We start from the raw sequence: 24,604 nt of genomic DNA, 5'->3' as shown, positions 1-24,604 counted from the left end.
AATTGTTTTTTAACTTGTTATTTAAAACGTTGTACGAATTTATATATTTTTTATGATAAATTTTACAATTGAAAGGTTTATGTTTTGTTGTCAGTCGCAGTTTTCAGTTTCAGCAAACAATCTGAAACTAAAAAAATCACCCTAGCCATTTAACTAGTGCTTCTTCAACACTTCCTTTCATAATTGGTTTAGAAATATAATCATCCATTCCGGCAGAAATACATTTGTTTCGTTCTTCTTTTTCCGCGCCTGCTGTCACGGCAATAATAGGAACATCACGGCCCTTCTTGGTATTTCTAATTGCTTTTGCAGTTTCATAACCATTCATAATTGGCATCTGAATATCCATAAAAATAATGGTCGGATTAATTTTTTCAAATTGCTGAATGGCTTCATATCCGTTTTCGCATTCGAAAATGAAAGCATTATGATATAGATTTTTTATAATTGTTTTTAGAAGAAGCATGTTTACCTTATTATCTTCTACAATTAAAAAAGTAATATTGTTGTCGTTTGTCTCAATTTCGTCAGAATCTAAGTCAATATTCAAACTTTTAAGCTCGGCATTATATTTATCATTAATGCTGTGATTGCTTGTTTTTAAATTTAAATCAAAGAAAAAAGTACTTCCTTCGTCAATTTTACTTTCTAGTTGTAAACGGCTTTCCATTAAAGCAAGCAATTGGTTAGATATGGTTAAACCTAATCCTGTTCCTCCAAATTTTCTTGTTGTTGAGCTGTCTTCTTGCAGAAAAGCTTTGAATATTTTTTTTTGATTTTTTTCAAGAATTCCAATTCCGGTATCAATTACAGCAAAACGTAGAACACAATTGTTGCTATGGTTCTTTTCTAAAACCGAAACATTTAGTTTGATAGAACCTTCTGTTGTAAATTTAACCGCATTTGAAAGCAGGTTAATCAAAATCTGTTTGAGACGAACAATATCTGTCCAGATATATTTGGGAACATCGGGATCAATATTCAATTCCAGTTCCAGATTCTTTTTATTGGACTCATATACAATTAAATCGAAAACTTGTCCTAAGATTTTTTTTATGTCATATAGATCAATAAAAAGCTCTAGTTTTCCTGCTTCAATTTTTGAGAAATCCAAAATATCATTTATAATTTCAAGAAGGGAATGAGCCGACTGGTTAATTGTGGTCATGTATTTTTCTTGAATTTCCTCCAAATCCGTTTTCATTAATAAGTGTGTAAAACCAATAATTCCGTTTAGAGGAGTTCTGATTTCGTGCGACATATTAGCCAAGAAGTCCGATTTTGATTTATTTGCCGCTTCAGCAAGCTGCTTGGCTTTTATCGCATCTTCTATTTCTTTTTTACTTGTAATGTCAAAATAGATTCCGCCCACAAATTCAATTTCATCGTCTCGCTTAATTACATCTCCAAATTCTTCTATCCAAATAAATTCGCCACTTTTGCGCTGAATGCGATACACATTGTGTAAAGGCATTCCGTGCTGTAGATTATCGATTTGATTGTTGATTACTTCTTCTTTATCATCTGGATGAATTAACGATAGAAAAGACAAATTATTTTCAATAAATTCAGATTTTGAATATCCGGTAAGATTTAAAACTTCATCGTTTAAGAATATTTTGGTCGAGAAAGCATCAAATTTTGATAAATAAACGGTTCCAGGAATATTGTTTGCAATCAGTTTAAATTTCTCTTCGCTTTCAATAATCTTAGTTTCATTTCGGTTTCTTTCTAATGCCGATGAAATATTATTTGCCAATACCTGAAAGATGTTTATTTCATCTTCAGTCCATTTTCTTTCGGTTGTACAATCATCAAAACCAATAAAACCTGTAAAAAGATCATTAATGTAGATAGGTAAAATTAAGATAGATTGTATTTCATTGTCAATGAGAAGTTTTTTGAAGAAACCATCATTAAGATTTCTTGTAAATATATTTAGGATTTTTCTTTGCGATGCGACATCATATATTTCTTGAAGATTTTCTTCTGTCATATGATGCAAAGGCGTAATTTGATGGACAATACCCTCTCGTGACCATTTGTATTTTTGGCTTACAGTATTATAGATCGCATCTTTTTCGTAATAATACATATGATCTACTTTGGCTGCTTTTCCTATAATATTGAACGTTTCCTGAAACATTTGATGAGTCGTTTTGCTGAGCAGAAACTTCTCTGTACATAATGAAAGCGCGGATAAAAGCTGGCTTTTAAGTTCCAATTTTCTTTCTGCCTCTAAGCGCATTTGCGAAGAAATGGCAAGAGAAATCACATCAGATATGGTTCTCGCATAATTAATGTCTTCATTGTCCCATTCTCGCTTTTGTTCTGTGCTTTCAAAACAAGCAACACCTGCTAATTGGCCTGTTAAAAAAATAGGCACATCTAGCATTGATTTGATATTGTTTTTTGTAAAATAAAGCTTTTGAAACTCAGATGTTTCCAATTTGTTGAATACGTCTGGCGCGTTAATAATTGCCTTATTGTTTAAGGTTTCAAAATAAATAGGATAGGACTCTTTATTTAAAATGTTTTTGTCGCTTAAACTTTGATTGTCAAGGCTAAAAAGATTTTTGCAAGTAATTAAATCATCGTCATATTTCCAAAAACTTACGCGGTTAGTGTTGCTTATAGAAGCAGCTTCTTTTAATATTAAATCGATAACAGTGTTTAATTCGTTGTATTTGCTAAAATCTGTCGTGGATAATTTTTTGGTTGAATTGTTATAGGCTTCAATTTTTTTAAGACGTCTTTTTTTCTCGTTTTCGATATTTTTTTTCTCGGTAATATCTCTTGCAATTCCAGAGAAGCCAATTGTTAATCCTAATTCATTTTTACGAACAATAATTTTTTGAGACATCCATATTTCTTCACCATTTTTCTTCAAAATAGGAATTTCAATAATGGGATAATTGTTTTCATTGAGAACCAAATTTTCGTAAAAATCTACGGCACTATTGATGTAATTATCATGAATAAAATTGGAATAGTGTTTTTTGATTATTTCGTTTTGAGAATATCCAAGAGCAGAAATACCAAATTCATTTATAAAAGTAAAATGACCTTCTGCGTCTATTTCAAAAATAATATCGGTGGCAGTTTCAATTAAGTTTTTGTATTGATCCTGAACGATAACTTGTTCGGTAACATCTTGCCCAATGCTAATAATTAAATCGTCTGAAAACTTTTTATCTTTCCACTGAATGTATTTGTATTCGCCGTTTTCTGTTTTTAATTTTCTAATATAAAGTTTGTTTTCTTGATCTCGAACAGGATTGAATTTTTCTTCTGATTCTAAATCATGGGTTAATTCCCAGAATTTCAAACCCATAACTTGATCGGGTTGATATCCTAAAATAGGAGTTACGGTTTCACTACAGAAAAGTATTTCACCTTTTTGATTGGATGCTATTGTAAGTGAATTTCCTTTATGGACGATTTCGTTTGCAAATCTAAAATTGTCGCGATTGTTTAATAAAACTGCATATTTTACTTGATTTATAATAAAAATTAGAATGCAGAAATTAAGCAGTAAGATGGAAGATTTTATTGGAATAAGTTGAAGTGTTAACGTCGTAATTAGAAAGGTAAACGTTAAAGCAACAAAGGCCCAATAAATCTTTATAGGTTTAAGGATGTTGTACGAAAAGAAAAAAGAAATAAGGAAAACAATAATGGGCACAACATCATTTTTTAGCGTAACAATGTTGTAGGCTACGTAACTGATGTAAATAAAAAAGCTGGAAATAAAAATCTGCTGGATTTTATCTCTTATCCATTTAATTTTATCTGTTATCGTATAAATGACAAGTACCAAAACCCCAATTGAAACATTTACAATTAAGAGGCTTTTGGGTCTTATTTTGAAAATTTCATTTATGATTTCAATTACAATTACCGCAATGCCAAAAAATAAGATATAAAGCTGGTATTCTCTTCCAACGGCATCTTGTTCTTTCTTCTTTTCGATGAAATATCCGATTTTAGCTTTAATTCTAAAAAATTGATAAACCAAGAGCGAAAGGAAGGCAAAAAGCGATAAACCTAAAACAAAAAGTTTATGGTTGTTATAGTAAATAATATCGGAATTAAACACATACCATCCAGTCATAATTGATTCGAAGGCACTCCCAGCAGTGGAAATTCCTGAAATAACCGAATTGAAAAAACTATAGTTTGCGACCATAGAATTTGGGGTATGTTGGTTTAGTAAATAGTCTTTTGAAAATTCTTAAAAAGAAGTGGTTAAGTTCTCGGTAAATAAGAATTTTCGGTTTTAATCTACATTGTATTTTCCGATTGAATCAATTGAATCTTCTTCCTCAGATTGTGTTCCAAAAATGGCGAAATAAGTCGCGTAAATCATAGAGCTGTTAAAAACAACCGTAAATATGATTCCGACGCAACAGCCAATAAAACCAACCATGGAACCAAGGAAACCTATGATAAAAAAAGCAAATATGTTAAGCGGATTTTTTGTAACGATAATGATACTAGATTTTATAGCATCTATAGCTTTAAGGTTTCCAAAAACAATTAATGGAATAGAAAGATACATAAAGTAAGAAACCATAAACGAAATGATGTTTCCAACAAATACAATTCCTGAACTTTCGATTAAATTGGCAATGGCAGTTCCTAAAATTGCTGGAATAAAAGCAGCAACAAAAATTTGTGCAAAATAGGGTGCTTTGTAATAAGAGAAAATAGTGGAAACATTAAACTCAATATCTTTGTCTGCAGAATCGGCCATTTTTAGAAAACCAGCACCAAAAGGAGCTGTAATTCCTGCAACCACAGAAACAGCAACGGTTTGAATTACGAGTTGGATTGAAGTGAATTGTTGATTCTCAAAATTTTGAATGAAATCTTTTGTCATTGCCTCGGCACCAAAATAGGCAATCATTATACCCATAAAAGCGACGGCTGCAATAATTGAAAAAACTAGGATGATAAGTCCTGAGTAAAGTGCTATTTTTTTGTAATTTTCGAAAGCGTGATTAAAAACTGTAGCAAAATCAAGGGAAAAGCCATTTTTTTTAATGTCCTCAATTTGGTTAAGTGTAGATTTCATTTTTATGTAAGATTGTTTTATAGACTTGTAATATTTGAAAGGTATCTTGACGTAAATATAATATTTTTAATCAATTCCATATAAAAATCTACAAAACATTCCGAAATGTTTTTAACCGCTGTTACAGCCAGTCTAAAATTCGCTTTATGGGACCCAATTTGTCTTTGTAAGGTGCGTAGCGCATAGGCAAATCAAGCCAATTTCCTTTTTTTACAATTGCTTTATGATGAGAAAATGTGTCGAAGCTTCGTTTACCGTGATAAGCACCGATTCCGCTATGTCCGACACCGCCAAAAGGCAGTCTCTTGTTAGAGAAATGAATTACGGTATCGTTGATGCATCCGCCTCCGAAAGAGTATTTCGAAATTAATTTCTTTGCAAATGAATTATTTTCGCTAAAAATGTAAAATGAAAGAGGTTTCTCATAACGGCTCACAACATTTTCGATGTCATTTTCATTTTCGTAAACAAGAATCGGTAAAATAGGACCGAAGATCTCTTCTTTCATAACGGCACTGTCCAAATCTGGTTCCTCAAGAAGAGTAGGCGCAATATAAAGTTGGCTGGCATTGCTTTCTCCACCAAACAAAATGTGCTCACCTTGAATCATATTGGTCAAGCGATACCAGTTTTTTGTATTTATAATTCGCGCAAAGTCAGGAGATTTGTCAATTTTCTTTCCGTAGGCTTTTATGATTTCTTCAATCATATAAGAAATGAAATTGACTTTCATGTTTTTCTGAATTAGAATATAGTCGGGTGCAATGCAAGTTTGTCCTGCGTTGATAAATTTTCCCCAGACAATTCGTTTGGCAGCCAGTTTTAAATTAGCTGTTTCATCAATAATACAAGGATTTTTTCCGCCTAATTCAAGAGTAACCGGAGTTAGATTTTCGGCTGCCGCTTTTGCAATAATTTTACCAACAGAAACGCTTCCTGTAAAAAAGATATAATCCCAGCGTTGCGCCAATAGTTTATTAGAAACATCAACACCGCCTTCAAAAACTTCTACGTGCTTAACGTGAAACGTTTTTTCTATAATTTTTGCAATTATGGCAGAGGTATGAGGGGTAAGTTCAGATGGTTTTAAGACGACTCTATTTCCTGCAGCAACTGCAGCCACTAGAGGACACAAAGCAAGCTGAAAAGGGTAGTTCCAAGGAGCAATGATTAATACATCTCCATAAGGTTCTTTATAAAGATAATCGGAAGAGGGAAAATTAAGCAGAGATGGAAAAACACGTTTTGGTTTTGCCCATTTATTCAGGTTTTTAATCGTATCCTTAAGTTCCGAAATAACGTAATTAGTTTCGGTTAAAACAGCTTCGAACTCTGGTTTTTTAAAGTCATCATATAAAGCTTTTACAATTAAATCTTCGCTTTTTTGAATATTATACAATAACTTTTTTAGAGTTTCCTTTCGATATCCGATGTCGCTTTTAAAGTCCATTTTTTTCGATTTGCTTGTTTTTTCTCTATGCAAGTTAATCGATAAAATTTAAAAAATTAACAATTAAATCATAAAAATCAGACAGCATTCCAAATAGGATCATCTGGAGTAGGGGCAATAATTGTGATATTCTCTTTTGAAACAGGATGAACAAAAGTTAGTTTTCTTGCATGAAGATGGATTCCTCCATCGGGATTGCTTCGGTCTGCGCCATATTTTAAATCTCCTTTAATTGGCGATCCGATGGCGCTTAATTGTGCACGAATTTGATGATGACGCCCCGTATGCAAATTGACTTCCAGAGCGGTATAATTCTGAAGTTCTTTTATTATAGTGTAATCTAAACTGGCTAATTTGCTATCTGGCACTTCTTTTAAATGTGCTTTTGAAGTGTTGTTTTTTTCGTTTCTTTTTAAATAATGAACCAATTTTGCTTTTTCGTCTTTTGGTTTATTTTTGACAACAGCCCAATATGTTTTTTGGGTTTCGCGATTACTGAACAATTCATTCATACGCGATAAAGCTTTACTAGTTCTAGCAAAAACAACAATTCCGGTTGTAGGTCTATCTAGACGATGGATAACACCCAAGAAAACATCTCCAGGTTTATTGTATTTGGCTTTAATATATTCTTTCACAACATCAGACAAAGGTTTGTCGCCCGTTTTATCACCTTGTACAATATCGCCCACACGTTTGTTAACCACAATAATATGGTTGTCTTCGTGAAGAATTTGGAGATTGTTTTTGTCTGAAATAATTTTCATTTTGAAGTGAAATTTTAAATTGAAAAAGTTTGGCTAAAGCCTTTAACATGTCTTAAAAATAAACCTCCAGCTTTAGCTGGAGGCAATTTATAAAAATCTCTGAACCTTTGTTGCTTTGTCTCTTTGAGCCTAAAAACTTAGAACCTTAGCAACTCAGAACCTTAGTATCTTAAAAATTAGTATTGTTCCTTTTCGTTAGGAAAATCACTAGCCTTAACATCTGCAGCGTATTGACCAATTGCTTTAGTCATTTCGTCGTAAAGATTTAAGTAGCGACGTAAGAAACGAGGGCTGAATTCATTGTTCATTCCCAACATATCGTGAATTACTAAAACTTGACCGTCAACACCGCCTCCAGCTCCAATTCCGATTACTGGAATAGAAATGCTTTCAGCTACTTTTTTAGCCAGATCTGCTGGGATTTTTTCTAAAACAACAGCAAAACAGCCTACTTTTTCAAGCATTTGAGCATCTTCAATCAATTTTTCAGCTTCTTCTTCTTCTTTAGCGCGAACACTGTAAGTTCCGAATTTGTAGATAGATTGAGGTGTTAAACCTAAGTGCCCCATTACAGGAATACCAGCATGTAATATTTTTTTAATGGATTCTTTAATTTCTTTTCCGCCTTCTAATTTTACAGCATGAGCCCCACTTTCTTTCATAATTCTGATAGAAGAACGCAAAGCTTCTTTTGGGTCAGATTGGTAACTTCCAAAAGGCAAGTCAACTACAACTAAACCTCTTTCTACAGCGCGAACTACAGAAGAAGCATGATATATCATTTGATCTAAAGTAATTGGCAAAGTCGTTTCGTGACCAGCCATTACATTTGATGCCGAATCACCAACTAAAATTACATCGATACCAGCGGTATCAACAATTTTTGCCATTGTATAATCATACGCAGTAAGCATAGAGATTTTCTCTCCGTTGCTTTTCATTTCAATTAATGACTTTGTTGTGATTCTTTTATAATCTTTTTTTGCTACTGACATTTTAATGTTTTTTTGATGTTGTAAAAGTATTGAATAATTGTAAAAAGGGAATTAGCAATTATAGAATATTTCGAGAGAAAATGGTTTTCGGTCTTTAAATCCTAATAGAAATGGACTGTTTCCTATTACAATAGAGTAATTGTGTAGTGATTTTAATATTTTTTGCCACGAATTTCTCCAATTTTCACGAATTACTTTTGTATTTAAATTAGTGCTAATTCGAGGAATTCGTGGCAAACTTTAAATTTTAGCAATCAGCCATGTTTACAGCAATTGCAAGACCTCCTTCAGAAGTTTCTTTGTATTTTGAATTCATGTCTTTTGCTGTTTCCCACATGGTGTTAATCACTTTGTCTAATGGAACTTTAGCATTTTTAGAATCGGTTTCTAAAGCTAATTCAGCAGCGTTTATGGCTTTAATGGCACCCATTGTATTTCTTTCGATACATGGAATTTGAACTAAACCGCCAATAGGATCGCAGGTTAAACCTAAATGATGTTCCATGGCAATTTCAGCAGCCATAAGAACTTGAGCAGGAGTTCCGCCCATTAATTCGCAAAGAGCAGCCGCAGCCATCGAAGACGAAACGCCAATCTCAGCTTGACATCCGCCCATTGCTGCAGAAATAGTAGAACCTTTTTTAAAGATACTTCCAATTTCACCAGCCACCATCAAAAATTGTTTGATTTCTTTTTCGCCTGCATTATGGTTTTCAATAACCATGTAGTACATTAAAACAGCAGGAATTACACCAGAACTTCCGTTGGTAGGAGCAGTAACCACACGGCCTAAAGATGCATTTACTTCATTAACGGCAAGGGCAAAACAGCTCACCCATTTTAAGATTTGACGGAATTTAACTTCCGTTTTTCTAATTTCTTCCAACCAGCTTTCCGGGTCAGTGTAATTAGATAATCCAATTAAGTTTTGGTGCATATCAAAAGCTCTTCTTCGTACGTGAAGTCCGCCAGGAAGAATTCCTTCAGAATGGCAACCAATGTACATACATTCCAACATCGTATTCCAAATACGCATTAATTCCGAATGAACTTCAGCTTCTGGACGCATCGAAATTTCATTTTCGTATACAATTTCAGAAATTGATTTATTTTCAGTAACGGTATAATTCAATAATTCTGCCGCGTTTTGAATGGGATAAGGAAAGGCACATTTTATAACCTCTTTCAGTTTGGCATTTGTACGTTCTTCTTTTACCACAAAGCCACCACCTATAGAATAAAAAGTCGATTCGTATTCTGAATCGTCAGATTGGTAAGCCGTAAATTTCAGTCCGTTTGCGTGAAACGGAAGAAAGTCTTTATTAAAAACAATGTCTTGAAGAAAAAAGAATGGAATCACTTTTTGGTTACCCAAATTGATTTCGTTTGTGGTTTCGATTTTTTTAATAATTCCTGCAATATCCTCTACAGGAATATATTCAGGATCTTGTCCGCTTAATCCTAACATTACCGCAAGATCTGTTGCGTGGCCTTTTCCAGTTAAAGAAAGCGAGCCATATAAATCGACTTTTACCCTTGTAATATCGTCTAAAATTGCTTCTTCTTTCAATTCTTCTAGAAAGCGTTCCGCAGCGCGCCAAGGACCCAAAGTGTGTGAGCTTGAAGGGCCAACGCCAATTTTAAGCATATCAAAAACAGAGATACATTCTTCCATTGTTCATTTTTTGTTAAGACAAAGATAATCGAATAATGCAATGATGATTTCTTTTTTAATGTTAATCTTGCGTATTTGTTAAAATAAATATTAAAATTTAATAATTCGGCAACGAAATAAATTTAAAACCTTAATATGCAGTTTCCGTAAAAAGTTCGTGTTTTTTCGGTATTTTTGTAGATGAACGAGTTATATTACTCGATTCTTTATTATTAATACTTCATGGATTTTGTTTTAATTCTGAAAACGTCTTTTTACAAATAATAATGCCACAAGAAGATAAAGTTACCCTATGATAGAATTTTTCAGACATCTATTACAAGAATTCGAATTACCACTAAGCAATCCAGTATTGATTTTTTCATTAATACTATTTATAATCCTGCTTTGTCCCATTTTACTAAAAAAAATAAACATTCCTGGAATTATCGGACTTATTATTTCTGGGGTTATCATTGGTCCGCACGGATTAAATATTCTGGCTAAAAACTCTGCGGTAGATTTATTTTCTACAATCGGGCTTTTATATATCATGTTTATTGCAGGTTTAGAATTGGATATGAACGAGTTCAAGGCCAATAGAAATAAGAGTTTGCTCTTTGGCTTTTTCACCTTTATTCTTCCGCTTTCAATAGGATTTCCAGTTTGTTTTTATTTGTTGAAATATGATTTTAATGCGAGTTTCTTAACGGCAAGTATGTTTGCTACACACACTTTGGTCGCGTATCCGATTGTGAGTAAATTAGGAATTGCTAAAAATCAAGCTGTTGCCATTACCGTTGGAGGAACTATTTTGACAGATACCGCCGTTTTAATTATTCTGGCAGTAATTATGGGAAGCAGTCAGGGAAATCTAAATCAGGCATTTTGGGTTAAATTGATCATTTCATTGGCAATTTTCTCTGCTATAATGTTTTTGATTATTCCTCGTGTAGCAAAATGGTTTTTTAAGAAGTTAGAAAGTGAAAAACACGCCCATTATATTTTTGTACTTTCTGTCGTTTTCTTTGCTGCCTTTTTGGCTGAAGTGGCAGGAGTAGAGCCCATTATTGGAGCTTTCGTTGCAGGTTTGGCTTTGAATCCGCTGATTCCGCATTCTTCGGCTTTGATGAATAGAATTGAATTTATGGGGAATTCGTTATTTATTCCGTTTTTCCTAATTTCTGTTGGAATGCTGGTTGATGTAAGCGTTATTTTGAGCGGACCAACAGCTTTAATAGTGGCAGGAACTTTGAGCGTTGTAGCGATATTTGGAAAATGGATTGCAGCGTTTTTTACTCAAATTGTTTTTAAATATACCCGAACAGAAAGACAGCTTATTTTTGGATTGAGCAGTGCGCACGCCGCGGCAACTTTGGCTGTAATTTTGGTCGGATTTAAAGCAAAAATATTAGATGAAAATATTTTAAACGGAACCATTATCCTAATTCTGATTACGTGTATTGTAGCTTCTTTTGCCACTGAAAAAGCGGCGAAAAAAATTGCCATCTGCGAAGAAGAAATTTCACATGAAGACGCAGACAGAGATCAGATCTTAGACGAACATATTTTGATTCCGTTGGCAAAATCGTCTGCTGCAGCAAGTTTGTTGGATTTTGCGCTTTTGATCAAAGATAAAAAATCATCAAATCCGGTTACTTTATTGACGATTGTTCCAAACAATAATCAGGCGGAAAAGAACATTTTAAAATACAGAAAAGCCGCCGATAAATTTGTAATCCAAGGATCGGCTTCAGAAGTGAAAATTAATACTATTGCCAGAATCGATCACAATCCTGCTAGCGGAATTGCAAGAACTTCTAAAGAAATCATGTCGGATATCGTGATTGTCGGCTGGCCAAGAAAGACCGGATTTATCGATAAAATTTTTGGAGAAAATGTAGATTCGATTATCAATAATGTAGATAAGACTTTGTTTATCTGTAGGTTTCAAAAGAATTTTATTGAAGAAAAAAGACTGGTTTTTATTTGTCCGCCATTTTCAGAAAGAGGAATTGGTTTTCATTTGCTAATGCAAAAAGTGAGCCGTTTGGCACAGGAATTAAGTATTCCGATTGTGATTTACGGCGAAGAAAGAACCTATCAGGCTATTCAGCAGATTGCTTCTAATTTAAAACTGAACAGCAAATTTGGTTTTAAAAATGTTTCGGATTGGGAAGATTTTGAAAGCATTTCTAATGAAATAAAACCAACCGATTTAGTGGTTGTCAATTTATCTCGTAAAGGTTCTGTTTCGTATCAATCTATCTTTGATAAATTACCAACGAAGTTTGAAAAATATTTCGACAGCAATAATGTAATGCTTGTTTATCCGCAAGATGATAGAAAAGAAAGTGCAATGGATGCTTACGAAGATTTTACCGCATCGCCTTTGGCAAAAGGTATCGAAGCAATAGAACAAATTGGACGTGGTTTGGGAAGTATTTTGAAGAAAAGCTAAAATCTAATCTTCATGAAAATCGCTACTATTTTGCCTGTTTTGGCTTTCGCTTTTATTGCTGTAAATTGTAATAAAATAAAAGAAGAGACGAAATCAAACTCTGAAATTGCTATTAAAAGTGATAGCATTGCAAAACCTGTAAAAAAAGAATTGCCTGAGAATTTTGACGAGTTCAATAAAAAATTCCATTCTGATTCTCTTTTTCAAGTTTCAAGAGTTGATTTTCCGATAGAAGGTAAACATGTTTCTGGTTTTGAGCAATATAATTGGACAAGAAAGAATTGGCAGTTTCAAGTTATTCCTGTTGCTGAAAAAACAGAAATTGAAGAATACCAGCATTCATTAGTAAAAACAGACACTTTAATCACAGAAAAATTTTGGATTCCAAATAGTGATTTTGAAGTAGAAAGACAATTTAAACTGATCGATAATAAATGGTTTTTAATTTATTATAACGACATAAACTTGTAATCTTTATAAAACAAATAAGTTTTTCAATAATATATCAGAAAAATTAAATGAAAGATAAAATAGTATTAATTGCATTGTTGTTTTTGTCAGGTTATACTTTTGCACAAAACAACTTTACTCATAAGGTTCGGTTGCCATCTGATTTTACAACACCTTCCAGTTTAAAAGATGGTAAAATAGCTACACTTACAAAAAATGATAGTGTAGAATTAATTGGAAAATGTAAAAAAGGATGCGATTTTAATATTATTAAACTTAAGAAATATAAAGGTGAGTCTTTCTCAGTAACACAAGTTAGGTCATTTGATAAAGAAGTCGTGCTAGAGATTTTATTTGATAAAAACGATGTTTATAATTTAGCTACGCAGCAAAATTACTTATTGAGCGATACGCTCGATACAAGTAATTATAAAAATATTGATTTTGTAATTCCAAAAGGAAAGAGAATAGAGTTATTGAAAAAAGGAACTAATTATTCAAAAATTGCTGTATTTAAAGACAAAAGCTGTTTTATCGGATTTGTTGAAAATGGAGCAATAAAGGATATTGAATTTGCTAATAAATCTAAAGTTGCCTCTGTAGATTGTAGGGATAACTCATTAGTAAGAAAAGAAATGTATGACGATTTTGTTGAAGGAACTTACAAAGCAGTTGTGGATTTTGGAAATCAAGTAATACAGGAAACACAATTTGACGTAAAATATGATCAAAATTTGCTTAAAGTTAAAGGCTTAGTTTTTAACGAATTTTACAAAGAAAAGAAAACAGATAATTCTTCAAAATATGATTCCTTTATTTCCATTCTAATTTACGATAAAAAAGACAAAACTTTAAAATATAATGATTTTGTTTACCAATTTGGTACTTTAAATGATAGAGAAACGAGAGACGGTTTAAAATATAATATTGTGAAAATTAAATAAAAGGTTTTTGAAATTCTTTTTAACTTACCGAAATAAGAATCTTAAATAAATAGTGAAATGAATCACAACGCTAAATCAATCAGACCTTTTATAGGTGCTAAGAACTTTGAAATCTCTAGAAGTTTTTATCGCGATTTAGGATTTGAAGAAACGGTTTTAGAATCTAATTTTTCGGTTTTTAAAACGAGAGAAATCGCTTTTTATCTTCAAGATTACTACGATAAAAATTGGATTGAAAATACTATGATTTTTCTGGAAGTGGATAATGTCGAATATTATTACAGCGAACTTTTGGCTTTAAATCTTCCTGAAAAATATGAAGGAGTAAAACTGACTCCAATAAAATATTTAGATTGGGGAAGCGAATGTTTTCTACACGATCCGTCTGGAGTTTTATGGCATTTTGGGAAATTCAAGCAATAGTTTTTTCTCACTCAAAAACCTTGTTCTCCATTTCATAAATGGCTTCTCAATTATTTGATGTAGCAAATATGCGGCTCCTACACAAGTAATAATGCAAATTAGCATTGAAAATGTACTACTGGTATCAATGTTTAAAGAAGCGAGAAATTCCTGAGTAATATGAATAATTCCTTTGTGCGTTAAATAAATTCCATACGAAAGCCCTGCAATAAAAGTAGTTTTTTTAGAATTCCATTTGTATAAAACGCTTTCAGGAGATATTGCACCCATAACCACAAATCCGTAGCCGAGCCCAATTACTGGAAACCCGAAAAGCGATGCGTAAAAAGATCTTTCTTCGACGCAAAGAATATAAGCTCCAACCAATATTAGAAGTCCAATAATCAGTAAAAGATTTCCGTATTTTGAGATTTTTTTCCAAAATTCAGGTAGAAATTGATAAAAGGCAGCAATTGCAACCCCAATCAAAAGTCCGTCCAAGCGATTGTATGTTGGGTAGTAAATATACTTGTACCAATAAAGCCAAGAATTATCATTTTCAATAAGCGGAATATATAATTTTTCCCAGCTATAAAATCGAAAAACAAAACCTAAAAATATAAAGATAATCAACAACCAATAGGATTTGTTGAAGAATTTCGTGTTGAGCAAAAAGTACAGAAATAGAGGTAAAAGAAGATAAAAATGTTCTTCTACACAAAGTGACCAAGCATGCGAAAATGTACCAAAATCTTGAAGGTTTAAATCGAAATTTTGAGTAAAAGTGAGTAGTTTCCATAAAGGAGGAAGCGCTTCTCTTTCTCTAAAAAATGGAAAAAGATAATAGATCGCTGTGACAAACCAAAAAGCGGGAAGAATTCTAAAAAAGCGTTTTACAAAAAAGTCTTTAAACGAAATTTCGATGTCATTTTTAATTTGAAAAAACAGCTGAGAAGAAATTAAAAAACCGCTTAAAACAAAAAACAAATCGACTCCTGTCCAGCCAAATTTAGCAACTGCAGGAAGCCATTCTGGATAATCAAAAACGGGAACTTGATAATGAAATAAAAAAACAAAACAGATTGCAAAAGCACGTAAATGATCTAGGCCGTAAAGTTTTTTATCCACCGTTTTAAGTTTGTTAAATTTGGTTATTTTGAACTCAAAGGTAGATGTATTTTGTAAAGCTTAAATCTTGAAAATAGAAGTTTTTATTAACAAAATTTATTCTGGTTTCAAGTAAATTATCTCAAACAAAAATCACCTAAAATACGCGTTGTATTTTTGCGTTGGTACCAGTCATTGTAAACCAATTCTAGATTTTTGACTTCGAATTCTCCGAAATTATAATCACGAAATTTTGCTGCGATTTCTGTTAGTTTTTTCGGATCATGGAGCTTTTCTTGAAAACGCATTATAGTTGAATGCGCTGTCGATATAGAATAGCGGCTATCTATGCTTTGCTGTAATCCTGAATTTTTGAAATTTTCGCGAAGTCTGTTTCTTAAATTATTCAAGGTTTCATCACTTGGAAAACCTTGAATCATAATTGCGGAAGGGGAAGCAGTTATACCTTTAAAATGAATTTTGATTTTCTCCACATCTACAAGACTTCTGCAGATTACCTCAATATATTCATTTGGCGAAATTTGATCTAATGTAAAAGCTGAAGAACAAGAAATAATCGACATAACGGTAATATGAATGTCTGAATCTGGGTAAAAATATTGCTCAGGTTCGGCTTTTTTCAAATCGTTTAGGAAAGATTGAATATTAGCTTTAATTTCATCATTTGGGCGAATAAGTAATGTTATTCCGAAACGGGAATCAGATTCGTTTTTAAGTTCAGAATCAATAGAATATTTGCCTCCTGAAATAATTTCAGAAGATGTTTTGTAAAGCTGGTTATAATGTTCGGTTAAATTCATTTTAAAATTATTTGGCTTCAAAAATAGACTTTAAGAGCTGTTGCAAATCATGTTTATTGTTTTCTCCGCTGCCTTTCCATTTTCCAATAATAACGCCATTTTTGTCAATCAAAATTTTATGCGGAATTCCGTTAACGAAATAATCTTTAATAATAGTTCGATTATCTTCAGATGTAAAGATATGTCTCCAGTTTTCTATTTTTTCTTTTGCAATGGCTTTTTTCCAAAGATCTGGTTTATCATCTTTTGCAACGCTTATTATTTCAAAACCTTGCTGATGGTATTTTTTGTACAATTCTTTGATATACGGAAGTTCTTCTCTGCAAGGACCGCACCAACTTGCCCAAAAATCAATCAGAACATATTGTTTTCCTTTAAATTCATCAAGTGAGATAACTTTTCCATTGCTATCTTGTAAAGTGAAATTTGGCGCTGCACTACCTACTTTACTTTGCTTGAAGTATTGAAGATTTTCTGCCATTTGTCTTCCTTTTTCAGAATTTCTAATTTCTGGAGTAAAGTTTTGAAAAACTTCTTCGTAAGTGTCATAAAAATTCATGCCGATAAAACGATTGACATTCATTCTAACTAATTGTAATGCTGCGAGTGAATTTAGGTGTTTTTTAGCGAAAACAAAATCTAGTTTCAACTCCTCTATTGCATTCTCATCGTTGGCGTTTTCTAAAGTATCATAACGAAGTTTTAACTGCTCCTTAATAATAGAATCTTGCTCAATTTCAATTTTAGAATTGACTTCTTTTTGCAGTTTAATTATAGAATCCCGAATCTTTTTTGTTGGTTTATGAAGTTCAACAATCATTTTCTCAATTTCTTCATCGCTTTGGGCATGAGTAAAATTACTTAATAAAACAAAAAGAACAATAAAAGAGGATTTTAGGATTTTCATAGAAAGTGGTTAGGTAGTTTAAAATACACAAGGAGTAAATTTATTTCTTTTTCACTTTTTCGAGATTTTCTTTCACTCTAAACTTAACAATTTTGGTAATCAAATCATAAGGTATTTTTTCTTTTAAAGGAAACTGAACAGAACCTTTTCCAGATTTGTATTTAGAAAGTTCTGTTGCAAAAGCTTCGTGACCAGTAGGCAAAGCATAAAGTCCGATATGGTTTTTAAAAGCAGCAAAATAAACAACAATTCCGTTCTGTTCAAAAGCTGGCATCGAATAACTGATTTTCTCTTGAGCATCTGGCGCCGCCTTCTGAATCGTCATTCGTACTTTTTCCAGAATTTCTTGTACATCATTAGGAAATGCTCCAATGTATTGGTCTATATTTTCAGGTTTCTTTGTTTCCATTTTTTTTATTTTTTCAAGTTCCTATTGGAGTACAAAATTTAAAAAGTGTCTTTCATTTTTACCGCAAAGTTCGCTAAGGTGTTTTAATTAAGAACCTTAACAGAATCTATATTTTAAGTTCGCAAAGCTTTATCGATACAAAGCTTTGCGAACTTTTCATTTTAATAATTCTTAAAAAAACTTCGCGCACTTTGCGTAAACCTTTGCGTTCTTTGTGGTTAAAATAAAGATTACGCTAGTCCCTTTGGAAAACGATCCAATACCAAATTCAATTGTAAATTATGCTCTAAATAAGCTTTTGCTCCAGCCAAAACCAAAGTAAAACCTTCAGTCGAATTACGAACCTGATCAATAATTTTATCGGTGTCTCCATGAAAACCAGAATTGGTGATACTCACAAAAGTTTCATTTTCATTCAGCGGACTAAAAACCCATTCTACCAAAGTGATTTCATCTGGATTTCCCCATTCAATTACAATCTTTTTGTTTTCTTGAAGAACAAGTGTAGTAACCGAAAGCGAAAAGCCATACATTTCCCAAGTCCATTCTGTTTTTTTATTTTCTTCTAATTTTCCAGATCCCTTTGTAAACCAAAATTTACTTGTAATATGAGGATCAATAAAAGCCTGAAAAACTTCTGAAACAGGTTTTCTTATCAGCATTTCGGCCTTTGCATATTTGTTGTTTTCTGTTTTCATTTTGTTTAAAGTCAATTAGTTGTGTATAAAGAAGGAAATGTAAATATAACTCTAAATTTTGTAGTTTTTATTCCGAACGCATAACTCTTAACTCATAATTCACAATTCATAATTTTTTCTTGTCAATCCATTTTCCGACAGTTGGCGCAGTGTAATTTTGCATTTGATGCAATAAATCATCAATCGAATCACTAACTAAAAGCATTTTCTGATTAACCTCTTTCAGTAATCCTTTTTCTGTCATGGTTTGCAGTAATGCGATAAGCGAATCGTAAAAACCATTTATGTTTAAAATAGCGATTGGTTTTTTATGCAAACCTAATTGCGCCCAAGTCAGCATTTCGAAAAGTTCTTCGAGTGTTCCAAATCCTCCAGGAAGTGCAATTACACCATCACATAAATCGTTCATTTTGGTTTTTCTTTCGTGCATGCTTTCTACCAAAACCAATTCGGTTAAACCTAAATGAGCAATTTCTTTAGATCTTAAAAAGTTTGGAAGCACACCAATCACTTTTCCTCCAGCATTTAAAGCTCCGTCTGCAACAGCGCCCATTAAACCTACATTTGCGCCACCGTAAACTAATTCTATATCTTGTTCGGCTAATGCCTTTCCAACTAAAATCGCTTGTTCTTCGTAAATTTTTTCAGTGCCAAAACTAGAAGCACAGAAAACGGTTATTCTTTTCATTTTTGTTTTTTTTTAATTTTGAGAAGTAAGAAGCAAGAGACAAGAAGCAAGAGAAGTTCTGCATTTTTCTTGCTTCTCGTTTCTTTCCTCTATATTCTATATTCTATATTCTTTTCTCTTAAGAATCTCTCATTCTTTCTTCAATTCATATTCAAAGTAAGGCACTTCAAGACCATTAACAGTAAATGTCAGCTCGTTGATTTTTTCTGCTCCGAGTTTTAAAACGGCTTTTTGCGAACGGAAATTTTCTGCTCCAATATGAAAAAGTACCGAATTAACATGCTGAAAAGCATAATCAATCATTAATTTTTTGTTCGATTTATTATAAGGCCCGCCCCAATATTTTCTGGTAATAAAAGTGTAGCCAATTCCAACGCTCGATTTTTCTGGATTGTAATCGTAGAAACTCGTTGTTCCCATAATTTCGTTGGTTTGTTTGTCGAGAATTAAGAACGGACTTTTTGTAATTATCATATCAAAATAAGCTCTAAAAACATCTCTTTTATATCGATCTTTGGCTGGGTTTTGTTCCCAAATCAAGGGATCAGAAGCGGCTTCAAATAATGCCTCAAAATGTTTTTCTTCTAACGGAATTAACTTTGAGATTTAATTTTCTAAGAAATCGGGCTGTAAATTGAAGTTATTTATTGTCATATTTTTTAATTATTTAATAATTGATAACACAAAGTTCCTCGAAATAACAAGATTATCTATAATATACTTATAAGAAAATCAAATCTGTTTAATCTGAACACAAGAAACGTTTTCCATTTTAATCTCTTTTCCTATTTTCTTTAATAACCCAGTTTTAGAATCTCTTTTAAAAACAACAACATTGCTGGTCAATACATTTGATGCAACTAAAAATTTTCTGCTTTCATCAAGAGCAAAAATCCTCGGATGTTTTCCTAAAGTAGATTGGTAACCAATGTTTTTAAGTAATCCGTTGTAGTCAATAGAGAAAATGGCAATATTGTTTTCTTTTCCGCGATTTGTAGCATATAAAAATTTACCATCGGGTGAAATATGAATATCAGAGCTTTCAAAACCCTCTTTTATTTTATCGGAATGCGTCGCAATACGCTGAATTTTATTTAAAACACCATTTTCGTAATTGTAAACGCTTATTTGCCCAGCCATTTCTTCAATACAATATCCCCATTTTTGATTGGGGTGAAAAGTAAAATGTCTTGGACCAGCTTCTAAATCGGTTTTGGTAAACGGATTTTTAGTTTCGATTAAAGGCTTTTTTAAATTTTCATCAAAAGCATAACAGCGAATTTTATCGGCTCCTAAATCGGGTAAAAACAAATAATCGCATTCAGGAGAGAATACTGCCGAATGAACGTGAGATCGAGTTTGTCTGTCTTTATTTACGCTTCCGTCCCTATATTGAAAATTCTGAGCAATCGAATCGATTTTACCGTTTTCCAAGAGCGGATAAACCGAAACACTTCCTTCGGTATAGTTGGCATTGGCAAGCCATTTTCCGTTTTTATGAACACTTACGTAAACGGGATTTTCGCCACCACTTCTCTGACTGTTTAAAAAAGTCAATGTTTTTGCCGACGGATTAAATTCAAAACTGCTTACGCTTCCTGCATTTGGAGTTTTGGTGTCTGTACAGGCATAAATGTATTTTCCGTTTGGCGAAACCGTTAAATAAGACGGATTTACAACATTTTTAACCGAAGTAAATTTGGTCAATTTTCCGCTCAATGTATCCAATTGATAAACTTGAATAGCTTCAGCTGTTTTATCGCGATTATACGATCCTAAAAACACGTAGGTATTTTGGGCGAATAGATTTATTGTTAATAGAAAGGTAATTACGAAATAGTATATTTTTGGTTTCATTTTTTTGTTTCAGGTTTTAAGTTTGAAGTTTCAGATTTCAAGTTTTAAGTGCTGGGCTCGTTGTCAGGCTGAGTGAAGTCGAAGCCCAAGTGCCAATTGGAGCGCCCTTCGACTTCGCTCAGGGTGACATTACAATTAGCAATTAACTATTCATAATTAATTAACCCCTTTCCACCACTGCTTAAACTCTTGTTTATCATTTTTCAATTCAACCGCTTCGCCAATCATTGGTGTAATTAAAGGAATCGGATTTTCAGACAAACTATTCAATTCGGTTACTTTTTTCAAAGGTTCATCCCAAGCATGAAGCGATAGCGAAAACTTAGAAGAATGCACCGGAAATACGCGTTTTGCTTTCAGGTCTTTCATTGCTTTTATTACATCTTCAGGCATATTATGAATATATTTCCATTTCTCATTGTATTGACCGTTATCCAATAGAGCGATGTCAAATGGACCATATTTTTCACCAATTGCAGCAAAATGAGAATCGTAACCGCTGTCGCCACCCAAATACATCTTAAAATCTTTAGTTTCCAAAACAAAAGAAGTCCAAAGTGTATTGCATCTTTTAAAACTTCTGCCAGAAAAATGTCTTGATGGCGTAGTATGAATCGTCAGATTTTCATCTAATTTGATGGTGCTGTACCAATCTTTTTCGATAATTTTTTCTGATGGAAATCCCCAAAACTCAAAATGTGAACCCACTCCAAGAGCCGTGATAATCTTTTTTGTTTTAGGTTTTAATTTTAAAATCGTATCGTAATCCAAATGATCATAATGATCGTGTGTAATCAATAAATAATCAATTTCTGGAAGATCATCGACGGAATAAATATCAGAACCTTTGAAAGATTTTGTTGTGCCAGGAATAGGAGAGGCGTTTCCACTAAAAACGGGATCAATTAAAAATCGTTTTCCTTCCAACTGAATAAAATATGATGAATGTCCAAACCAAACTAAAATATCTTGATCGAGAGAAAGTTGATGCAAATTGGTTTTTACAGACGGAATCAAATCGGTTGGAATTTTTCTTTCTACTTTTTTGAAGAAAAATTCAAACAAAACCCCAGCCATACTTTCTCCTTCTGCAAGATCGGGTGTAAAAGATTGATTTTCGAATTTTCCGTTTTTATATTGAGGAGAATTTTGAATCAAAGTTAATCTTTCGCCAGAAGGAGCTTTTCCAAATTTTGGATGCTCAAGAAATCTGTAAAGGGCAAATAGTATTAAAAATGCTAGAATTAAGAATGTAATCATTTTATTTTGAGGGATATAATTTTTGAGTGTATTGTTTAGAAAGCAAAATTATCTTTTTTAAGATTTCGATATCGACATCAGCTAATTTTTTGATGTAAATGCAAGCTTTCGAAGAGGTGTGTTTTCCTAGTTTCGATAAAAGTTCTTCTCTTTTTTCTTCTGGTAAATAGAAATAAACGGTCAATGCTGTTTTTCTTGGCGAAAATCCAGCTAATGGCGCATCGCCTTCATGTCCGCTGTCATATTTATAGTGATAACTTCCAAAACCAATAATGCTAGGTCCCCACATTTTGGGTTCAAAGCCTGTTGTTTCCTCTATTATTTTAAGAAGTTCAAAAGCATCGTTTCTTTTAGCTTCATTTTCGACAGCGTTAATAAAATCAGTAACACTGTTTTGAGTTTCTGTAGTTTTATTTTTTGCCATTTTGTTTACTTTTTACTTAATAAATTGCTTTTTAGAAGGATGTTTTTGATTTTGAATTCAGAAGCATAAAACAAATTGGCATCTTCGGGCATTTGATTTTCTAGAATAATCAGACTAACATCACTTTCTGGGAAATACAAATTTACGCCAGAAAATCCGTCTCCTAAGCCTGTATGTCCAAGATATTTAACTGATTCTTCTTCTACAATTCGAATTCCGTATCCATAAGGCTTTTTTTCTTTTCCGAAGAAATTATGCTGAGATAAAATGGTGTTTTTAGTTAATAACTGATACGATTCGGGTTTTAATATTTTTCCTTTATGAAGATTATTGTTCCAAATAGCAAGATCAGAAACGGTTGAAATAATGCCGTCTGCACCTAAAGTTTCATCTGTAATTTGTCTTGTGGTATCAGTCTCCAGCTGATTTTTTACATTATAATAACCCGTTGCCAGATTTTGTTCTTTATCTTTTGAATAACAAAAAGTGTGATTCATTTTTAATTTCTTAAAAAGCGATTCAGCAACTTCTGTATAACTTTTTTTAGAGCTGAATTCGACAATTTTTGCGACCAGATTAAAACTTAGATTTCCGTATTTAAAATCGGTTCCCGGTTTAAAAGCCAATGGTTTTTGTAAATCGATAATTCCGTGCGAGTGGTTTAAAAGCTGATGAACTGTTACAGAATCGGCCCAAGTTTGTGTCAGTTCTGGTAAATACTTTTTGATTGGCGTATTCAAATCTACTTTTCCTTTTTCTACTTCCAACAAAAGCAAAACGGCGGCAATTAATTTACTGTTGGACATGATTTCAAATTGGGTATTCATTTTCAAAGGTGTTCTAGTTTCAAAATTAGAAAAGCCTTGCGCTTTAGAATACAATGTTTTTCCATTTTGAGAAATCAAAACCACACCATTAAATTTTGGATTAGAATTTTGAAGTATACTGTCGATACTTTTTTTATAATCCTCTTTTTTCTGTGCCGATGAATTGCTAGAAGTGAAAATTAGAATTGTTAATAAGGAAATTTTGGCGATAAAGTTCATTGGTTTATAATGGTGAATTGTTAATGGTTAAATGTTAGGATATGATTTGACAGTGTTTTATAAGCTTTATTGTTGAATTAATAATTGATCATTAATAATTCACCATTAATTTAAAACATTCCATTTGTATTAATAGAATCTTTTGGAACGGGTTGGCCTAAATCCCAGAATTCCACGATTTTGTCGTCTTTGAATTTTAGAATATGCACAACGGCAAAACCAATGTCTGAAGGCGTTTGTTTAAGATGTGAATGCACAGCAACCAAGTTTCCATCTTCTAAAACATGATGAATTTTAAAAATCTTATTCGGATTTGTTCTAGCAGATTCTTCCATGGCAAGCATTAAGGTATCTGCATCGCCTTTGAAGTAGGCGTTGTGATGTTTGAAATTCTTTCCGACATATAATCGAAAACCTTCGTGAGAATGTCCTTTTGCTGCCAGTTTCAGGAAGTTTTTAGCGATTTCTTTCTTAGTCATGATTCAAGATTTAAAAGCAAACTAAGTTATGAAATAAAGTGCTACAAATTTTGTAGAAAAGAAAAGGAAATTTATAAAATTAAATGGCTTCCGATTTGATTTTGCTAAGATCAATACCAAGTTGAGCAAATTCTTTTTCACCCAATTCTGTTATGTAAAAATGCTTCTCTTCGGGATTATTTTTGGCAATCCATTTTTTGTCGGCAAAAGTTTCTAGAAGCAATTCTCCCAATTTACCCCCAAGATGTTCATAGCATTTTTTGGCTGGTTTTATCTTTTTTTGATTTTCCATGATTTCATTTTTTTACAGCAACTTTAGAAGCTAAATACGCCATTGGAATATAAGCAAAAACTAAATCGACTAAACCAAACCAAAGAGGAGTAGGTAAAGTGAAAATTGTAACAAGACCACCAAATAAAAAGAAACCTCCAATGCCGAAAGCCAGTTTTGTTTTGTGTGTAATTGCAGCAACAGCGGTTGTCAATGCTCCTGCAAAAGTTCCGATGGCGTGCGCCAAAAATGGAAAAAGAAAATGCTTTGGCTCAAATAAATGCATGGTTGCTTTTAAACCTTCAGTAGTAGTAACGTCTGCACCATTTGGTGCTGGAATTATAGAGCCGCTTACTAAAATGATGCTCATATTAACAATACTGCCAATTACAAGACCTGCAATTACAGCCAAAGTATTTCTTAAAAATGGATTCATG

At 32.7% G+C, this 24,604-nt stretch carries 24 protein-coding genes; 4 read left to right on the top strand and 20 right to left on the bottom strand.

Features of this window, described 5'->3' with window-relative positions; genetic code table 11:
- Nucleotides 1-136 precede the first annotated feature (136 nt).
- The 6 genes from BSF41_RS07450 to BSF41_RS07425 form a co-directional block, all read right to left on the bottom strand.
- Nucleotides 137-4,189 (bottom strand): PAS domain S-box protein, encoded by a 4,053-nt coding sequence (locus BSF41_RS07450; protein WP_095928871.1) that lies wholly within the window; start codon nucleotides 4,187-4,189, stop codon nucleotides 137-139.
- 90 nt (nucleotides 4,190-4,279) lie between these two features.
- Nucleotides 4,280-5,077 carry a hypothetical protein gene (locus tag BSF41_RS07445; RefSeq protein ID WP_095928870.1) on the bottom strand — a complete coding sequence of 266 codons (798 nt, stop codon included), beginning with the start codon at nucleotides 5,075-5,077 and terminating at the stop codon, nucleotides 4,280-4,282.
- A 121-nt stretch (nucleotides 5,078-5,198) separates the two neighbouring features.
- Nucleotides 5,199-6,527, bottom strand: a complete 1,329-nt coding sequence (locus tag BSF41_RS07440) for an aldehyde dehydrogenase (protein ID WP_095928869.1) — start codon at nucleotides 6,525-6,527, stop codon at nucleotides 5,199-5,201.
- Between the two features lie 77 nt (nucleotides 6,528-6,604).
- Nucleotides 6,605-7,294, bottom strand: coding sequence for an RluA family pseudouridine synthase (locus BSF41_RS07435; RefSeq protein ID WP_095928868.1), 690 nt, complete (start codon nucleotides 7,292-7,294; stop codon nucleotides 6,605-6,607).
- Nucleotides 7,295-7,470: 176 nt separating this feature from the next.
- On the bottom strand, nucleotides 7,471-8,289 hold the full coding sequence (gene panB, locus BSF41_RS07430) for a 3-methyl-2-oxobutanoate hydroxymethyltransferase (RefSeq protein WP_095928867.1): 819 nt from the start codon (nucleotides 8,287-8,289) through the stop codon (nucleotides 7,471-7,473).
- Nucleotides 8,290-8,536: 247 nt separating this feature from the next.
- Complete coding sequence (locus BSF41_RS07425; RefSeq protein WP_095928866.1) at nucleotides 8,537-9,964, bottom strand: L-serine ammonia-lyase; 1,428 nt, start codon at nucleotides 9,962-9,964, stop codon at nucleotides 8,537-8,539.
- Between the two features lie 292 nt (nucleotides 9,965-10,256).
- Here BSF41_RS07425 and BSF41_RS07420 point away from each other — a divergent pair, with 292 nt between their 5' ends.
- The 4 genes from BSF41_RS07420 to BSF41_RS07405 are packed head-to-tail and all read left to right on the top strand — an operon-like array spanning nucleotide 10,257 to nucleotide 14,221.
- The gene (locus BSF41_RS07420; protein ID WP_095928865.1) at nucleotides 10,257-12,404 is read left to right on the top strand and encodes a cation:proton antiporter; all 2,148 of its coding nucleotides are present in this window, start codon (nucleotides 10,257-10,259) and stop codon (nucleotides 12,402-12,404) included.
- Between the two features lie 12 nt (nucleotides 12,405-12,416).
- Nucleotides 12,417-12,875, top strand: coding sequence for a DUF4348 domain-containing protein (locus tag BSF41_RS07415; protein ID WP_095928864.1), 459 nt, complete (start codon nucleotides 12,417-12,419; stop codon nucleotides 12,873-12,875).
- A 47-nt stretch (nucleotides 12,876-12,922) separates the two neighbouring features.
- A complete protein-coding gene (locus BSF41_RS07410) occupies nucleotides 12,923-13,798 on the top strand; it encodes a hypothetical protein (RefSeq protein ID WP_095928863.1) in 876 nt (291 codons plus the stop codon).
- 57 nt (nucleotides 13,799-13,855) lie between these two features.
- Nucleotides 13,856-14,221 (top strand): glyoxalase, encoded by a 366-nt coding sequence (locus BSF41_RS07405; RefSeq protein ID WP_095928862.1) that lies wholly within the window; start codon nucleotides 13,856-13,858, stop codon nucleotides 14,219-14,221.
- Here BSF41_RS07405 and BSF41_RS07400 read toward each other — a convergent pair.
- The 14 genes from BSF41_RS07400 to BSF41_RS07335 all read right to left on the bottom strand — a co-directional run bounded on the left by BSF41_RS07400 (nucleotide 14,192) and on the right by BSF41_RS07335 (nucleotide 24,603).
- Nucleotides 14,192-15,328, bottom strand: a complete 1,137-nt coding sequence (locus tag BSF41_RS07400; protein ID WP_095928861.1) for an acyltransferase — start codon at nucleotides 15,326-15,328, stop codon at nucleotides 14,192-14,194. The two genes, BSF41_RS07405 and BSF41_RS07400, sit on opposite strands and share 30 nt — an antisense overlap.
- A gap of 116 nt (nucleotides 15,329-15,444) precedes the next feature.
- Entirely contained in the window at nucleotides 15,445-16,128 is a 684-nt protein-coding gene (locus BSF41_RS07395; protein ID WP_095929094.1) for a 2'-5' RNA ligase family protein, read from the bottom strand.
- Between the two features lie 7 nt (nucleotides 16,129-16,135).
- Complete coding sequence (locus BSF41_RS07390) at nucleotides 16,136-17,035, bottom strand: TlpA disulfide reductase family protein (protein ID WP_095928860.1); 900 nt, start codon at nucleotides 17,033-17,035, stop codon at nucleotides 16,136-16,138.
- A 40-nt stretch (nucleotides 17,036-17,075) separates the two neighbouring features.
- Nucleotides 17,076-17,444, bottom strand: coding sequence for an iron chaperone (locus BSF41_RS07385; RefSeq protein ID WP_095928859.1), 369 nt, complete (start codon nucleotides 17,442-17,444; stop codon nucleotides 17,076-17,078).
- Between the two features lie 230 nt (nucleotides 17,445-17,674).
- Entirely contained in the window at nucleotides 17,675-18,142 is a 468-nt protein-coding gene (locus BSF41_RS07380; RefSeq protein ID WP_095928858.1) for an SRPBCC family protein, read from the bottom strand.
- A gap of 106 nt (nucleotides 18,143-18,248) precedes the next feature.
- Nucleotides 18,249-18,830 (bottom strand): TIGR00730 family Rossman fold protein, encoded by a 582-nt coding sequence (locus BSF41_RS07375; protein ID WP_095928857.1) that lies wholly within the window; start codon nucleotides 18,828-18,830, stop codon nucleotides 18,249-18,251.
- A 129-nt stretch (nucleotides 18,831-18,959) separates the two neighbouring features.
- Complete coding sequence (locus BSF41_RS07370) at nucleotides 18,960-19,424, bottom strand: GNAT family N-acetyltransferase (RefSeq protein WP_371610956.1); 465 nt, start codon at nucleotides 19,422-19,424, stop codon at nucleotides 18,960-18,962.
- A 138-nt stretch (nucleotides 19,425-19,562) separates the two neighbouring features.
- Complete coding sequence (locus BSF41_RS07365; protein ID WP_095928856.1) at nucleotides 19,563-20,687, bottom strand: lactonase family protein; 1,125 nt, start codon at nucleotides 20,685-20,687, stop codon at nucleotides 19,563-19,565.
- 156 nt (nucleotides 20,688-20,843) lie between these two features.
- Nucleotides 20,844-21,947, bottom strand: a complete 1,104-nt coding sequence (locus BSF41_RS07360; RefSeq protein ID WP_095928855.1) for an MBL fold metallo-hydrolase — start codon at nucleotides 21,945-21,947, stop codon at nucleotides 20,844-20,846.
- A gap of 1 nt (nucleotide 21,948) precedes the next feature.
- Nucleotides 21,949-22,371, bottom strand: a complete 423-nt coding sequence (locus BSF41_RS07355; RefSeq protein WP_095928854.1) for a DUF1801 domain-containing protein — start codon at nucleotides 22,369-22,371, stop codon at nucleotides 21,949-21,951.
- A 5-nt stretch (nucleotides 22,372-22,376) separates the two neighbouring features.
- Entirely contained in the window at nucleotides 22,377-23,417 is a 1,041-nt protein-coding gene (locus BSF41_RS07350; protein ID WP_095928853.1) for a serine hydrolase, read from the bottom strand.
- 110 nt (nucleotides 23,418-23,527) lie between these two features.
- Nucleotides 23,528-23,896, bottom strand: a complete 369-nt coding sequence (locus BSF41_RS07345) for a nuclear transport factor 2 family protein (RefSeq protein WP_095928852.1) — start codon at nucleotides 23,894-23,896, stop codon at nucleotides 23,528-23,530.
- Nucleotides 23,897-23,975: 79 nt separating this feature from the next.
- Nucleotides 23,976-24,188, bottom strand: a complete 213-nt coding sequence (locus tag BSF41_RS07340; RefSeq protein ID WP_095928851.1) for an ArsR family transcriptional regulator — start codon at nucleotides 24,186-24,188, stop codon at nucleotides 23,976-23,978.
- A 4-nt stretch (nucleotides 24,189-24,192) separates the two neighbouring features.
- On the bottom strand, nucleotides 24,193-24,603 hold the full coding sequence (locus BSF41_RS07335; protein ID WP_095928850.1) for a hypothetical protein: 411 nt from the start codon (nucleotides 24,601-24,603) through the stop codon (nucleotides 24,193-24,195).
- Nucleotide 24,604 lies beyond the last annotated feature (1 nt).

It is taken from the genome of Flavobacterium sp. ACN2 (assembly GCF_002303885.1).
Classification (GTDB): domain Bacteria; phylum Bacteroidota; class Bacteroidia; order Flavobacteriales; family Flavobacteriaceae; genus Flavobacterium.
Note: the sequence above shows the minus strand (reverse complement) of the source record. Positions and strands in the feature narration are given on the sequence as shown.

What these genes read in the sequence shown, in the direction of transcription:
- BSF41_RS07450 (WP_095928871.1), bottom strand. Translation starts at nt 4,189, where the DNA reads ATGGTCGCAAACTATAGTTTTTTCAATTCGGTTATTTCAGGAATTTCC.
- BSF41_RS07445 (WP_095928870.1), bottom strand. Translation starts at nt 5,077, where the DNA reads ATGAAATCTACACTTAACCAAATTGAGGACATTAAAAAAAATGGCTTT.
- BSF41_RS07440 (WP_095928869.1), bottom strand. Translation starts at nt 6,527, where the DNA reads ATGGACTTTAAAAGCGACATCGGATATCGAAAGGAAACTCTAAAAAAG.
- BSF41_RS07435 (WP_095928868.1), bottom strand. Translation starts at nt 7,294, where the DNA reads ATGAAAATTATTTCAGACAAAAACAATCTCCAAATTCTTCACGAAGAC.
- panB (WP_095928867.1), bottom strand. Translation starts at nt 8,289, where the DNA reads ATGTCAGTAGCAAAAAAAGATTATAAAAGAATCACAACAAAGTCATTA.
- BSF41_RS07425 (WP_095928866.1), bottom strand. Translation starts at nt 9,964, where the DNA reads ATGGAAGAATGTATCTCTGTTTTTGATATGCTTAAAATTGGCGTTGGC.
- BSF41_RS07420 (WP_095928865.1), top strand. Translation starts at nt 10,257, where the DNA reads ATGATAGAATTTTTCAGACATCTATTACAAGAATTCGAATTACCACTA.
- BSF41_RS07415 (WP_095928864.1), top strand. Translation starts at nt 12,417, where the DNA reads ATGAAAATCGCTACTATTTTGCCTGTTTTGGCTTTCGCTTTTATTGCT.
- BSF41_RS07410 (WP_095928863.1), top strand. Translation starts at nt 12,923, where the DNA reads ATGAAAGATAAAATAGTATTAATTGCATTGTTGTTTTTGTCAGGTTAT.
- BSF41_RS07405 (WP_095928862.1), top strand. Translation starts at nt 13,856, where the DNA reads ATGAATCACAACGCTAAATCAATCAGACCTTTTATAGGTGCTAAGAAC.
- BSF41_RS07395 (WP_095929094.1), bottom strand. Translation starts at nt 16,128, where the DNA reads ATGAATTTAACCGAACATTATAACCAGCTTTACAAAACATCTTCTGAA.
- BSF41_RS07390 (WP_095928860.1), bottom strand. Translation starts at nt 17,035, where the DNA reads ATGAAAATCCTAAAATCCTCTTTTATTGTTCTTTTTGTTTTATTAAGT.
- BSF41_RS07385 (WP_095928859.1), bottom strand. Translation starts at nt 17,444, where the DNA reads ATGGAAACAAAGAAACCTGAAAATATAGACCAATACATTGGAGCATTT.
- BSF41_RS07380 (WP_095928858.1), bottom strand. Translation starts at nt 18,142, where the DNA reads ATGAAAACAGAAAACAACAAATATGCAAAGGCCGAAATGCTGATAAGA.
- BSF41_RS07375 (WP_095928857.1), bottom strand. Translation starts at nt 18,830, where the DNA reads ATGAAAAGAATAACCGTTTTCTGTGCTTCTAGTTTTGGCACTGAAAAA.
- BSF41_RS07365 (WP_095928856.1), bottom strand. Translation starts at nt 20,687, where the DNA reads ATGAAACCAAAAATATACTATTTCGTAATTACCTTTCTATTAACAATA.
- BSF41_RS07360 (WP_095928855.1), bottom strand. Translation starts at nt 21,947, where the DNA reads ATGATTACATTCTTAATTCTAGCATTTTTAATACTATTTGCCCTTTAC.
- BSF41_RS07355 (WP_095928854.1), bottom strand. Translation starts at nt 22,371, where the DNA reads ATGGCAAAAAATAAAACTACAGAAACTCAAAACAGTGTTACTGATTTT.
- BSF41_RS07350 (WP_095928853.1), bottom strand. Translation starts at nt 23,417, where the DNA reads ATGAACTTTATCGCCAAAATTTCCTTATTAACAATTCTAATTTTCACT.
- BSF41_RS07345 (WP_095928852.1), bottom strand. Translation starts at nt 23,896, where the DNA reads ATGACTAAGAAAGAAATCGCTAAAAACTTCCTGAAACTGGCAGCAAAA.
- BSF41_RS07340 (WP_095928851.1), bottom strand. Translation starts at nt 24,188, where the DNA reads ATGGAAAATCAAAAAAAGATAAAACCAGCCAAAAAATGCTATGAACAT.
- BSF41_RS07335 (WP_095928850.1), bottom strand. Translation starts at nt 24,603, where the DNA reads ATGAATCCATTTTTAAGAAATACTTTGGCTGTAATTGCAGGTCTTGTA.